This window comes from Myxococcus xanthus (assembly GCF_013116825.1).
GTDB classification, from domain to species: Bacteria; Myxococcota; Myxococcia; order Myxococcales; family Myxococcaceae; genus Myxococcus; species Myxococcus xanthus_B.
In genome coordinates this window covers 13,561-26,455 of the sequence record NZ_JABFNS010000044.1, presented here as the reverse complement: position 1 = coordinate 26,455, position 12,895 = coordinate 13,561, and the positions used below count along the sequence as shown (strand labels likewise).

Genomic DNA, 12,895 nt, shown 5'->3' with positions numbered 1-12,895 from the left:
CTAACAGCAAGCCTGGCAGGAGTTGAGCGAAGCAGACTCCAGATGCGTTGCCGCCACAGTAAGGCGGTGACGGCAACAAGCGAGGGACGGAGACCATCATCCGGTCCCACACCTCACCTTACACATCATGGCTCAAGGGCCGCACTGCGCGGGGCCCGAGTTATCAGAGAATACGTTCCCCAAGCTCGGCGCGGTGAAATCCGTGGTGAAGGTGTCATAGTTGGGGGTCTTCGCTCGAGTGATTCCGCACCCCATGGAGTGACGAAGCGTGGTCTGGGTGATGAGGGGCCCCTTGTCAACAATGACCCTTACGTTCGCGTTTGGGTGCCCATCGCTCGCGGGCGCGCCACCGTACTCGACCACGGCCTGCGTCAGCTTGCTGGCCGCCGTCGCCATCTCGCCGAACGCAAGGCCCTGCCAATGGCCAGACATGGGGAACTCCGCGTCGGCCGTCAGCGTGATGGGAGCCTCGGCCGTACCCTCGGCACGCAGGTTGCCACCCTCTCCCGTGCCGATCTCGAAGTAGCTCAGGCGACCGAAGCGCAGCGTGACACCCGGGCTCAACGTCAGCGTCGGAGTGGTTGCCCCATCGACATAGACGGAGTCCTCCATGACGTAGGGGACGCCAACGTTGACCCAGGTCTGCGAGCGGTCCACCTGCCCACCGGGCGACCGGATGACGTTGCGTCCGTTGGTCTTGAAGACGCTGTCACCCGGGAGGCTTCCGAGCTGGTTGACTCCCATGGAGATGGGGGAAGTCGCCACGTCCGTCACCGTCAGCCCCCTTGAGTTCGAGCCAAAGGCACCTTCGTAAATGAACGTGATGCCCTGGGACGCGCTGTGCTGAATCGTCACGTCCTGAAAGTTGGGGCGCACGGTGTTTCCACTCACGATGATGCAGGCATCGCTCGCAGCGCCGTAGCCCGAATTCGAACCACAGTACTCGACGACGGCGTGGGAGATGTTGCTGGAGGTGGTCCCTTCCAACAAGTACACGCCCTGCCACTGGCCCGGCGCCGGCGAGTCGGCATTCGTGGTGAAAGTCACCGGCTTCTCCGCTGTCCCCTGGACCCGGAGCGTCCCGCCCTCACCGCCGTAGCCGACCTCGATTGATGCGCCATGCTCAAGGCGGATGATGCTCCCCGCCTCGATGGTGAGCACCGGGGTGCCGGGCCCCGCAACGACAATGTCATCAAGGACGATATGCGGGTTGTCCACCTCGCGCCACGTCTCGCTGGTCAAGATGCTCCCGTGTCGGTGAATGGCCCCCCGAACCGTTAGCGTCAGGTTCCCCCTCTTGTTCCCCGACGCGGCGGTGACCGTCGCAGTCCCAGCTCCCATTCCCGTCACCGTCCCGTCCCGCTCCACACGTACGACGGAGGCTTCGCTCGAACTCCAGATGACGTCGTCGAGCACCACCGGCTGGCCACTGCTGTCCCGCCCCGACGCGGTCAACACGAGCACCTCATTGACAGCGAGAGTATTCTTGCTCCCCGCGACGGTGATGGTGGAGTCCGTAGGCGTGGGCCTGGGAGGGGGAGGATCATCTCCCTTGCCAGAGTCGGCGCCACAGCCAGCAACGAAGAGGGACAATAGAAAACAACGCATACGAGAAGCGCGCATGGCACTGCCTCCAAAGGGTGAGGATTGCGCGCATCCGTATCGGTGCGGGCTGCGTGGGGACTCAAGCCCTATCTGACCTTCCAGGCGGAGCGTATGAAGGTGGCTAGTGGTTTTCCACGAGGCGCAAGTCTCTCAGCCCAGCGCCCCCCAGAACGCGGCGATCAACTGGGCTCGGCTCTGATTGCCAGACTTCTTGAGGATGTCCGTGATGTGCACCTCTACCGTGCGCTCGGCGCACCGTAGGCGGTTCGCGATGTCCCGGTTCGAGATTCCCTGAGCGACCAATTCCAGGACCTCGGTCTGGCGGGCCGTGAGCGCCCCGCGCCAGGCAAGGAACCGCCTGCGAGCCCCCGTGGAGCTCCCGCCTCGCGGCGATCTCAGGAGTACGCTGACCTCCGCCTGGAGATGGGAGATGCGCTCCAGCATCAGCAGGTGGGCATGGCTGGCCATCTCACTCCCGAGAGCGAAGGCCGTTCGAGAGGGCGGGAGCAGGAACCGATACACGGCTCGACGCGGCACGAGCTCCATCTCCACCTGAGCCCGGGGCAGGCCGATGAGCCGTGGCGAGTTCGCGAGCGAGGCGCCGCTGATGCGGAAGAACGCAGGCGAATCGCGCCAATCATCCGACAGCGAAAGTTCGAGTTGGAGCCGCTCCGGCCCGAGAAGCTTGCTCCGGACCGTTATCCGAGGATGCGCCCAGCTCCCGACGGAGATTACCAGCCGGAGGAGCTGAAGAGGCGAAAGGACCCTTCGGGCCACCGCCAATATCTCGGGGATTTGCTCGTTCACCGCCAGGGCGAACTGCTCGACGCCCCCCAGCGGGCTCCATGCGTGTTCGATGCGGTCATTGAATTCGCAGAAGGAATCCCAACTAACTCTACGAAGCGGTCCGGTCAGCTCGCGCTCCTCGACGGACGGCCTGCCCAGGAGCGTCGCGCGAGGGATTCCATGGCGTTCAGAGACGTACAGTCCAGCCTTGATGATAGAAATAGGGACGTTATTCAAGACGAAAAATTGAGCGTCAGTCTCGGTTCAAAGAAACGGGGGCACCCTATTACTCTCCGAAGGACTCTACAAATTTGTGAGTCCCCCTAGTCCCATGACCGGGAGAACCTTGGTGGGGCGAGCCGAACCTCGGCCGGACGCTTGGGGGAGTGAACCGCCAGCGGATTCGGAGCCGCTGACGGTTGGCCCACCGCTCTCAATCGTCTGTTTCCTGATCTAGCTTGTCGAGGTGCGCCTGGGCTTGCTGCCATGCCGACTCTGAAGGGTCCCCTCATCTAGCGAGTTGATCAGCTGGCGCTCGGTAGGTCGTTGCGTGCGAAGGCGCCGGTGCTTCGACACAGAGTCGGGCCACCATGAAGCGACGCGCGATGGCAATCGACGAGGAGCAGCCCTCCATCATGGACGAGACGGTCGAGTCCCTCACGGACCTCGACTTCTTCTTCTGGAGGGAAGACTTCCCCGAGAGGTACGAGCGGCAGCTCATCGATGGACACACCGCACCGGCGCTTGGAGCCTATCTAGGGGACGTACTGGTGCGGCGGTTGGGCGGGACGTGGGTGCTGCGGGCGAAGATGGAGGAGTCCCAGGTGCGCGTTGGAAAGCGCGTCTGGCTGCCCTTTCTCCGCGCCCGCCGGTACATGCAGTCCCGCCAGTCGCTGCTGGACTACTCGCTCACGCAGTTCTTCCGAGAGGTGGAGCGGTACCGGCCCTGAGCTGGCTCTGCCGCTCCTCGCGCGCCAGGGGGGCCGGCTGGCGCGCAGTTCGCGGTGCGGCCTGTAGGCTCTGGAGTATGGTGCCATCCTGAACAGCGCCAGCCAGTCAGTGTTCCGACTTCTGCCCCTGCATTCTGGTGTTCTTGCCGCCGCGTTCGTTGCCATGATGGCCGCGACGTCGGCTTGTAAGCGTGAATCCCAGGGCGAAAGTCCCGCCCCTTCACCTCAAGCCTCTGCTGCCACGGCGCGACGCAATGCCGCTCCAGCGGAGCCAGCACTGCCGCCCGAGCCTGCGCCGCCTGTAGCCCACAAGGCGGCCGAGGTGCCCGAACTGGAGGCGAAGCTCGTCGCTTGGCTCCGTCACTGCCTCTGCTTCCTTCAGCTCAACTGATCTGCGCGTTAACGGAACGCCAAGACTCTCAGCAGCAGGGATGACCACTTGATGGAGTCATAAACCAATGCGCTAATGACGGGCTTCGTCCCGTGGACATCGCCCATGTCGGAACGCAGCTTTTGCATCACGAATGCGGCTTGATTCAATGAGCCATCAATGTTTGCGGAGAGTATTTTGCGGTCGGGGTCAGACCATCCGATTTCGGTCAGTTCGCGCACCAAGCTGTCTTTCACCTTTAAGGCGTCGATAGATTTCTTGATGCGCTCTTGGAACGATGCCTTCCCAGCATCACCCAGGCCATACCGGCCATATATGTCGCTGGTCACGGCATCCAGGGCACCGCAGGCCGCCGATAGAGCGCCACTCAAGTCACCATCGCGAAGCCTTCTCGCCGCCTTCTGGATATCCGCATGCGCCAGCTCGGGGAGTTCGGCCAGTTCCGCAATATCGAAAATCTCGATAGGGACGAGGGACGTGCCGGAGAATTTCCAGCCAACACGGGACAGCACTCGATCCAGTTCTTCTATGACATCAGGCTTGCGGCGCATCATCTCTTCGCAACAGATAGAGACGAAAGCGTTGCGGCGCTTGTCATCCATCGCGCCAACCTGTTTGTCGATCTCGCTCAGGAGATGGGACTTCGATACGCCATTCTGTGGCTTTTGTTCAAGGTGCGCGAGAAGGAACATGTCCAGATTGCCATATCCGACGATCTGCTTGATTTCGCCAAAGCTGAACTTGTCAGTCAGCGTGGACCTGATCGGCGCCCACGGAATCGCATTGCTTGTCGTAACCATCTTGCCTCCTGTTCCCAGCTAGCTTTTCATCATCACGACGATGCCGATGGCCTCCGCGAGCTTTGGCGTGAGCCACAATCGATCGGGTCGAAGCTTTGCATTATCATCGATTGATAGGTCGTTCATGCTTCTCATGCGAACACCGCCCTCGCCATGAGTGGAAGCCGAAAGGACCACCTGCTGTCGGAGCTGACCCCCGGTGTGAAGCGCACGGTGATGCCGGCCTTCGAGGTGCCGGAGGCTGCGGTTGGCACGGGGCTGAAGCTGGTAGTCCCAGAGAAGGGGCTTCTGGGCTCGAAGACGGTCGAGGTGGCGCTTCAGTTTGAATGAGGGCCAGCCTGCATCGGTTTGACTGGGGGCGCTCTCAAGACCAGAGGACGCTCCTCGGTTGGGGAAGAGGTGCAGCGTCGGCTGAATGCTCTGGGCGGCTCACGACATCTGGGAGGCTCGACCGCGCAACGAGCTGCTCCGCGCGGCCAGGAGCGGAAGATCGGGGCAGTGGGCTGTCCTGGTCGTGGTCGAGAAGCGCTGCCGAGACAGTCTGAGGGCCGTCTCGGAGGGGCTGGGCCGCGCGACGAAATCGCGAGTACCCGGTAAGCCCCCGCCTTGTTTCGCTCTCTCGGTTAACAGCCACGAGGGGCCAATCCGTCGCCGAATGGCTCCGAGCCGTCCTGGAGAAAGGGAAGCGAAGCAACCCTGGAAGGTACGACATCGAAAGCCCTGGATTGTTGGAATCGGCCGCCCGTGGCGGTTAACAAAACTGTTAACCACTCTCGGCCTCTCTCTCCCCAAAACGGTCGAAAGAGCGCTCCAGAGAGCCCAATTGGAGGCGAAAAAGAGGGGGCGTCGCGCTCTGCGAGGTTGCGAACCGAGAGGGCTCTCCTCAGCACTGCGAGCCAAAATCCCTTGTGATTCAGGGACTTAAGCACGAAGGCCCCGCGATGTCATCGCGAGGCCCGTGTTAAACAAAAAGGGCCCTACCGGTTGGTAGGGCCCTTCAAGTAGCTCCCCGAATGAAGGCTTCTGCGAACCCGTTCTCGGCGCTCTCTCCAGAGACTGCGACGGAAAACACGAGAGAAATCCTAGGGTTATCCGAAGTCGGGAAAATTCGGGGTCCGATTGAGTGTCCGCAAACTTCATTCCCGTTGTTTCGATGTAGCACGGTTTGTGGCGCGTTCGCCGCCCTTGTCATGGGGAGTAAGGGTTTGTCAGGCAAGGTGGTTGGCGTGGTGCCTATAGTGCGCTGAGGCCCAGGTCGCCGGGTGGGCGGGTGGCACTGGGTTCAGCTCCAGTCCTCACTGGTGGCCTTGCGCGCATTGCCCTGCCCGCAGCCGATGGTCACTGTGGGCCGTTCTGGGGGGCCAAGTTTGTTTGGATACCCGTCGAGTGGCCACAGCCTGCGGTGTATCTTTGCGCCCATGGCGCGTGGACCAAAATATCCTGGGCTCCAGCAGAAATTCGAGTACGTGCTCTTGGAGGTGCTCGCTGGCGGCAAGTCGCTCAAGGCCCGAGAACTTATCGAGGGTGCGGCTACTCTGGCCGCGAAGTTCGGAATTGGTCCCGAAGAGCTTGAGGACCTCGGACAGAATTTCGCGAACTACGCGGCGAGGGCGAAGGATGGCGGGATCATCGCCTCGAGCGGGCCTTGGGGGGGCTACCAACTGGTCTCCCCCATTGCGACTCAGGCGCCTACGAAGCAAGGCACTAACGGCACCGCGGTTACGGCAGCGTCATTGCCATCGATAACTGGTGCGGGAGGAGGCACTTCCACAGGGCGGCAGCATTGGGAGTCATTTCTTCATCTGCCGCTCACTGTCGCTCTTAGTGCCCACTTCTCGTCTCGCGTTGTTTCGCTCGAAAACGCAACCGACACCGTTCGTTGGGGAAATCCAGACATCCTCATGCTGCGCCCGAGTCCGTTATCTCGCGTGCAAGAATTCGACCCGACCTTGGAGCCGGAAGCGTTTCGAGTTGTAGACGTATCGCCGGAGTGCATTCTTGCGTCAATCGAAGTTAAAGGCGGTCTCGACCGTGACCGGGCAAAGCTGTTTACCGCAGTTGCAGAAGCTGCCGCGAACTCGCGGTGGGCAAACGAGGCATGGCTCGTCTTCATCGATTGGGATCCAACTGAACAAGGACTCGACGAGGATGTTGTCTCGCTTGCACGCTCTGTTGAGGTCGGTCTCCTAGAGGTGCGCCTATCTGGGGACGCGCACATCCTACGAACACTGGTCCATCATGCCGCACCGACCAGGGCGACTCTGAGGATTGGAGAACTCACACGAGAGCGGGTGGGCATTCTGCAAGAGGCGCAGGGACTGTTGAAGCTATGGTCTCAGGATGAGACTACATTCCTAGATGTTGATCGTGCAGAGCAGAAGGCTCGCCTCCTCGTGCAGCATGCTCTCGGGAATCTACGTCGGCAGAAGGGCTTCACCGGTGCCGGCACCTTGAGCGAGCTCCTTAGCCCCTTGCAAACGACAGAGGATGATCGTGCCTACGTAGACTCCATGCTCAAGGCGGCATTGCGCACCGGAGCAATCGCTGCTGGTATTGACGTAGAGGCAGACTTGGTGAGCGTGCTGGCTGAGGCCGCAGATAATGCACTTATTAAGCGGACTGCGGATGCCTATCGGGCTGACCTCGCGGCATTCGGCAAGGTCGTTCTTAAGATCGCCTAGCGAAGATATTATGGCTCATGCCCCCTATGCGAGGGAAGACGTCGCCTCGGCGGACGCACAGAGCTGCCGACGCCCTCTCGCGCGCCTCGCTCACTGGCATTGACGCGCTGAAAAATGGCGGGCTAACGCACCCATGACGCAGCGACCGAGTTTTGGGGTAGGCACACCTGTGCGCGCCTCGCTCGCTCGCCATGACGCATTGCCGAATGTGGCCTTGGCGCACTCATGACGCAGCGACCGAATTTCGGGTGGACAGAGGGAGCGCCACGAGATCGAAGCAACCTCACGCCTCCGCCTATCGTTCAGACCTTCGATTCCGAACCGGCTCAGTTCTCGTTCAGACCGTAGGGGGCGCGCGTGTGCAGCCGGTGCTTCCACGTCTTCTCAAGGAGGCGCACCTCCTGCGGCGCCATGTCGGGCGAAGTGCGATCAAGCACGCTGAATCAGAGATCGGTCGGTTGTGATTGACGGAGCAGCTTGTTTCCGCCATGGCCGTTGTCGGCGTAGTCAAGCCAGCGGCCGAGTAAGTTTTTCTCCCCGGTTGCGGAGCCCACGTAGCCTAGGCGTCTGCGTTCATCGTGAATGAAGTAGATCCCGCGCCACTGAGACAGATGGGTTCGCCAGGACGTGGGAAGCAGAGCAAGCTGCGCCCATGTCAGCACCACCTCCCTCCAGGGCGGAATTCGTCGTGTGATGATGCTCTCCTCATGCATCGCTTTAATCGGAAAGTGGTTCTGGCTGGCGTAACGCCACCAACTGCGTGTGCCGCCGGGCCAACCGAACACCAGCTTCCCCTTCCACGTCTCCATGATGGGACGCGCCTGCAGGTCGAAGGCCCAAGCAGTGTCGGCGGCGGTGAGCATCCTGTACCCGTTTCGGGCGAGCTCCTGATGCTCCGGAAGCGCGCTGAACTGAGCCGCATCGATCAGCCGGCCGCCCATGATTTCGTAGACACCCACGAAGACGGCGCGGTCGGGCTCATGCCCAATGCAGGAGACGATGTACTGCGCGCGCTTCATTGCGCTGGTGAGCTGAGGCCCTTGAGTGTGCTGATAGGCGCGGAAGAGATCTGGACGTTCGTCCGCAATCCAGTAGAGCGCCTCGCCAAGTTCGGAGACGGCGTTCCTCAGCACGAGGGTTTGGTCAGATGGCAGGTGCAGGCGCTCAAGCGCATCGTTCAGCTCGAATATGCGGCCATTTTCGCACACGCTACGCGTCTCCGTCCAACGCAGGTCTGCTCGGCGTGACGTGCCAGGCCCGTTCGAATCATTGATTAGGAGAGAAGTGCCGCGTGGGCTGGGGTTGTCCTCCTCAGCTGCGAGGACGGCGATTCGGCGCCCCGTGCCGGAAGCCCAGGACGAGCGACCGGCCCCGGTAGGTATCCAACGCGGCCTGCCGCTCGCCTCCGCCATCTCCTCGAAGCCTAGGATGTTCGAGCGGGCGGAGGTCAGGTGCTTGGACCTCAAGGTTGCCCAGTGCCCTGGGGTGACTCCGACCCCGCTTCGCCGTCACAGGAGCGCAATGGCTTCGTGAGTGCATCACTCACTTGTCTTGACGCACTGCCCAATGTGGTGGTGTCGGACCCATGATGCTGCGACCGAGTTCGGGATAGGGACAGGTCTTGACGCACGCATGAATCAGCGGTCGGATTCCGAGTAGGCGTAGAGAGAAGTGGCGGACACCGTAGCCGGTGATTCGCTCGCCGTGATATCGAATCCTTGTGGTCGTGGTCCTAAGGCATCCATTCACTGACCCGAACTTCCCATGAATCTCAAGACACCCGAATTCATAAATTCAGCGATCCTTGGCTTTTCCCAAGAACTGGCAGGGCATAATGCTCAACCCACCTTTGTGTCTGTCGTGACAAGAAAGGGTGCACAAGCGCTCGACTGCTACATGAACGCAAGGGAATACGCTGCTGCGACCGGCGGAGAAGTGCTTTATGGGTGGCAGATTTGGGAGTGGCCCGGAGTCCTTCTTGAGGCGCAATTCCATGCGATTGTAAAACTGCCGGACGGCGGTCTTGTCGACGTCACACCCCCAGAGGATGGAGGCGCCAGGGTTTTGTTCGTGCACACGCCCGGGCACGCTTACGGAGGCAAGATGGTGCCGTCGCGGCAGCGAGCCATCGCGGCTAGCGAAGTCGTGGACAGATATATATTCGCATTCGGTCAGTACACAAAATTCAGAGCGAAGCACTTCGTAGACGATGGTGGGGAGGACGCGGGGGTTGAGCTTCGGAGCAATCGCGACCGCTGGAGGCTCAAGGAGTTCCAAATCAAGTTCACTGAGGCGCATGCTCGGCTCCGCCGCTTCAGTCTAAATTCCCCGGAGGTATTGCCTGGTCCTGATGTGCGTTGCCCGTGCGGCAGTGGAGAGAAAGTCCGGAAGTGCCACGGACCCCGTTCAGATTAACCCCAGACTTGGTTGACGTGAGCGGCCTGTTCCGCGTCGGGTTGATGAGATACCACCCCGCGGCCCCGTATGCTCGCGTGCGGCGCGGAGGAGTTGGTGGTAATTTTGACCCACCCATTTCGCCAGGACACGAACTCGTCGAGCCCTTTCGCGCCTCGCTCACTCGCCTTGACCCACTACGCAGCGTGGCCTTGGTGCCCCATGACCCAGCGACCGAACGTTGGGAAGGCACAGTCGCCGGAATCGGTCGGGGCCAAAGTACCAATGAGGACTCAATGCCGCCGTCCAGTTATGGTGGCATGCATGACGAGCGTAGTCCTCAATGATCTTCAGAGGCAGATTGCCGCCCGACGGGCGGTCCTAGTCGTTGGTTCCGGCGTGTCAGTTGCTGCGACGAACAATGCTCCGGCCGCCTCCTGGATGGGGCTCCTAAGGCATGGTGTAGATCGATGCGTCGAGCTTGATGGTCAGCTAGCGGGTGACTGGCGTGACAGGGCGCTCGCCGATGTTAGTTCGGGACGACTTGATGACCTTGTCGCAGGAGCGTCAAAGGTACGCCGTTCTCTTCTCCGGCAGAGTGAGTGGCCGCGCTGGCTTGAAGACACAATCGGCACACTAAGAGCGACGCGATTTGAACTAATTGATGCGATCGGAAGCCTCAACGCTCCGATTCTCACGACGAACTACGACGACCTCCTTGAACGCCGGCTTCATCGACATCCCATTACCTGGATGGATAAGTCGGACCAAATCGCCTTCGCGCGCGTTGAGTCATGTGAAACAATTCTGCATCTGCACGGTTTTTGGCGGCAGCCGGACACTGTCATCCTTGATGGTGGGGACTATGAACGCATCCTCGGCGCTCAGTTGGCTCAGGCTGGCCTGCGCACGTTGGGGGAGGCTTGGTCGCTGGTCTTCATCGGATGCGGTGATGGACTTGCAGATCCAAACTTCGAACAGTTCCTTGACTGGATGGCGGTAGTTCTCAAGGGCGCGCGGCATCGCCACTTCCGCCTTGAGCGCAAAGCCGATGTAGAGCGCCGACAGCAATGGCACAACGAAAGAGGGCACCATGTGCGCGTGGTGCCATATGGCGATTCCTATGATGAGCTTCCCGCGTTCATCGAATCGCTCCGTTCGCCAGGGCTCGAAGGCGCTAAAGCAGATCCGAATCTGACGGTACCGTCACTGGAGGATGTCTTGCCTCTAGCACGTCCCTCTCTTTCGGCCGGAGAATACTCGCGGCTCCAGCAGAAGGGGCGCGAGGCTGTTGCCCGGCTCAGCGCGCTTGCCCGCCAACTCGGCTGGGAGAGCATTGGCGTGCATAGCGAGGAGATATCTCACGTCCTGGAGCAGGAGCTATACCGGGTGGCCATAACTGGCCGGTCCCGTGCGGGGAAGAGTTCGTTGGTAAATGCCCTTGTGGGGCGTTCTATCTGTCCCGTTGAGCGGGTCATTACGACTGCCATTCCAATCATAATTGGCCCCGGAGAGAAAGAGTCGGCAACCATCAAATACCAACCTAATGGGCGGCCGCCGCTCATTTTCGATGGTCCCATCTCAGCCGACATGCTCGCCCCTTACGCGGACCAACGTCACAATCGAGGGAACGAGAAACGTGTGGATTGCATCGAAGTCCGTCTTGGGCATCAGGTGCTCGATCTTGGTGTCGAATATGTCGACATCCCGGGATTTGACGACCCGAGCGGACGGATTTGGTCTGCGACGCAGGAGACGATCGGAGAGGCACATGCGCTGGTCTTGGTGCTTGATGTCTCGTCCTATGAGAGTGGTGGCTTAACCATAGACAATGCAACACGGGAAGTCCTGGAACGCGCCAGGGACCGTGAATGTCCCGTCCTTGTCGTCTGCAACAAGGCAGACAAGCTTTCTAGGGCGGATCAGGAAGAGGCTAAGCTGTACGTGTTGGAGAGCTTCGACCGATTCAGGCTCCGCACAGCATTAGTACACGGCCCATTTTTCATGAGCACCCGGGAGGTATTGGAGGCGCGTGCCCGTAGCGGGCCGGTTCCAAGGCCGTTCTCAACCTTCGAGGCGGCTCTTTGGGAGCGACTTTGGAACACCGAGGCAGTCGGCCTGCGGCGGCTCTTCAGGGTCTTCGACGCTCTTCGTGTTGCCGACGAGGAAGTTGATGCGCTCATCGCTGCCCGCAGGGCCAAGGGGAGGGAGCGCGAACGCTTGCTCGCTGCATTTGCACGCTGCCAGCAGGACAAAGCAAGAATCTTGGAGACCTGCCGGCACAATTTTCACTCCCTCCGGCAACGGACTGCTGCGCTCATCGAGGTGCGTAGGGGCGAGCACTTCCACGCCATTGCGGAGTACATCGAATCCTTGCCGGCCGGGAGCAGGGTTCCGCTAGTTTCTGAATCGGTGCAGGCACTGCAGGAGCGTTTGATTGTGGCATGCCGGTCCATCATCGAAAACGTAACTCCGTCAGTGACAACGCTGCGCGAGGGCGCGGAGAAGGCAGTGGCGCGTACCCTTTCAGAATTTAGAGAGGAGGCAGGGCTATCCGCTCAGGCAAGGCATGCTCGTGCGACGCTGGGGGCACTTGGGAACTGGAGCGAGGCCGTCGTCCTGCCCGACTCTGGTGACGGTGAACGCATGTTGAAGGTGACTGCTGCTGGCGGAGGCGCCGGCCTGGCGGTGTTCTTTGCCCTCGCAAATCCTGTGGGCTTGCTTGCCGCGGCAGGGGTTGGGTTCGGAGTGTCCGTGCTTGTTGATGTTCTTACAGATCGAGCGGATAGTTCTGCTACTCTACGAGCGCGTATCGAGGAGCATGCGAATGCGGCTTTCACATCCTTCAAGCAATCAGTGGACGCTGGGATTGAATCTTTCGGCCGCGAACTTGCGAAGCAAGTGCACCAGCGGATGCGGCCGTTCCTAAACGACATGGAGCGCCGACTCGAAACGATGCGTGAACCTACCGCTGACGAGCAACGATGGCATGCGGAGATGCGAGAGACGACTGCGGATGCGCTGCGCGTTCTCGAGGAGGTGCTTGGCTCGTCGAGGGCGGTGTCCACCCTTCATCCGCCCACCGTAGTCTGATGCAGCTCCTACGGAACTTGGCTCAGTTCAGCTCGGAGGCGACCGGCCCGACCCCGTTGTTACATGACATGAGCAGAAGGCATCCCGTGCCAGAGGCGATCGTGCGCCGGTTCTGCCTGGCTGGCACGCTACTCTCGCGGGCCAGCCCGTTGTGCCGTGCCAGGCGGTCTGAAGGGGGGGGCGTCGACCGCGGGG

General features: G+C 60.9%; 8 protein-coding genes and 2 pseudogenes. 6 read left to right on the top strand and 4 right to left on the bottom strand.

Annotated features, from left to right (window positions below; all coding sequences use genetic code 11):
• Positions 1-132: 132 nt before the first annotated feature.
• Positions 133-1,593 carry a beta-helix domain-containing protein gene (locus HNV26_RS15145; RefSeq protein WP_253816589.1) on the bottom strand — a complete coding sequence of 487 codons (1,461 nt, stop codon included), beginning with the start codon at positions 1,591-1,593 and terminating at the stop codon, positions 133-135.
• Between the two features lie 162 nt (positions 1,594-1,755).
• Positions 1,756-2,628, bottom strand: a complete 873-nt coding sequence (locus HNV26_RS15140) for a helix-turn-helix transcriptional regulator (protein WP_171443800.1) — start codon at positions 2,626-2,628, stop codon at positions 1,756-1,758.
• Positions 2,629-3,017: 389 nt separating this feature from the next.
• Between HNV26_RS15140 and HNV26_RS15135 the strand changes: the two are divergent.
• Positions 3,018-3,341 (top strand): annotated as a pseudogene (locus tag HNV26_RS15135) (hypothetical protein); the annotation flags it as partial.
• Positions 3,342-3,740: 399 nt separating this feature from the next.
• Here the strand turns inward: HNV26_RS15135 and HNV26_RS15130 are convergent.
• Positions 3,741-4,532 carry a hypothetical protein gene (locus HNV26_RS15130; protein ID WP_171443801.1) on the bottom strand — a complete coding sequence of 264 codons (792 nt, stop codon included), beginning with the start codon at positions 4,530-4,532 and terminating at the stop codon, positions 3,741-3,743.
• 153 nt (positions 4,533-4,685) lie between these two features.
• Between HNV26_RS15130 and HNV26_RS15125 the strand changes: the two genes are divergently transcribed.
• Together HNV26_RS15125 and HNV26_RS15120 are read left to right on the top strand one after the other, a co-directional pair.
• A complete protein-coding gene (locus tag HNV26_RS15125; RefSeq protein WP_171443802.1) occupies positions 4,686-4,862 on the top strand; it encodes a hypothetical protein in 177 nt (58 codons plus the stop codon).
• Positions 4,863-5,950: 1,088 nt separating this feature from the next.
• Entirely contained in the window at positions 5,951-7,213 is a 1,263-nt protein-coding gene (locus HNV26_RS15120) for a hypothetical protein (RefSeq protein WP_171443803.1), read from the top strand.
• A 443-nt stretch (positions 7,214-7,656) separates the two neighbouring features.
• Here the strand turns inward: HNV26_RS15120 and HNV26_RS15115 are convergent, their stop codons facing one another.
• Positions 7,657-8,421 (bottom strand): GIY-YIG nuclease family protein, encoded by a 765-nt coding sequence (locus tag HNV26_RS15115; protein ID WP_253816587.1) that lies wholly within the window; start codon positions 8,419-8,421, stop codon positions 7,657-7,659.
• Positions 8,422-8,977: 556 nt separating this feature from the next.
• Between HNV26_RS15115 and HNV26_RS15110 the strand changes: the two genes are divergently transcribed.
• The 3 genes and pseudogenes from HNV26_RS15110 (at position 8,978) to HNV26_RS15105 (ending at position 12,700) form a co-directional block, all read left to right on the top strand.
• Positions 8,978-9,628, top strand: coding sequence for an SEC-C domain-containing protein (locus tag HNV26_RS15110; protein ID WP_171443804.1), 651 nt, complete (start codon positions 8,978-8,980; stop codon positions 9,626-9,628).
• 69 nt (positions 9,629-9,697) lie between these two features.
• A pseudogene (locus HNV26_RS39305) lies at positions 9,698-10,639 on the top strand (SIR2 family NAD-dependent protein deacylase); the annotation flags it as partial.
• A 69-nt stretch (positions 10,640-10,708) separates the two neighbouring features.
• On the top strand, positions 10,709-12,700 hold the full coding sequence (locus tag HNV26_RS15105) for a dynamin family protein (protein ID WP_366816877.1): 1,992 nt from the start codon (positions 10,709-10,711) through the stop codon (positions 12,698-12,700).
• The last annotated feature ends 195 nt before the right edge of the window (positions 12,701-12,895 follow it).

Excerpts from the sequence above, each read along its gene's own strand:
- HNV26_RS15130 (WP_171443801.1), bottom strand. The coding sequence starts at position 4,532 with ATGGTTACGACAAGCAATGCGATTCCGTGGGCGCCGATCAGGTCCACG.
- HNV26_RS15125 (WP_171443802.1), top strand. The coding sequence starts at position 4,686 with ATGAGTGGAAGCCGAAAGGACCACCTGCTGTCGGAGCTGACCCCCGGT.
- HNV26_RS15120 (WP_171443803.1), top strand. The coding sequence starts at position 5,951 with ATGGCGCGTGGACCAAAATATCCTGGGCTCCAGCAGAAATTCGAGTAC.
- HNV26_RS15110 (WP_171443804.1), top strand. The coding sequence starts at position 8,978 with ATGAATCTCAAGACACCCGAATTCATAAATTCAGCGATCCTTGGCTTT.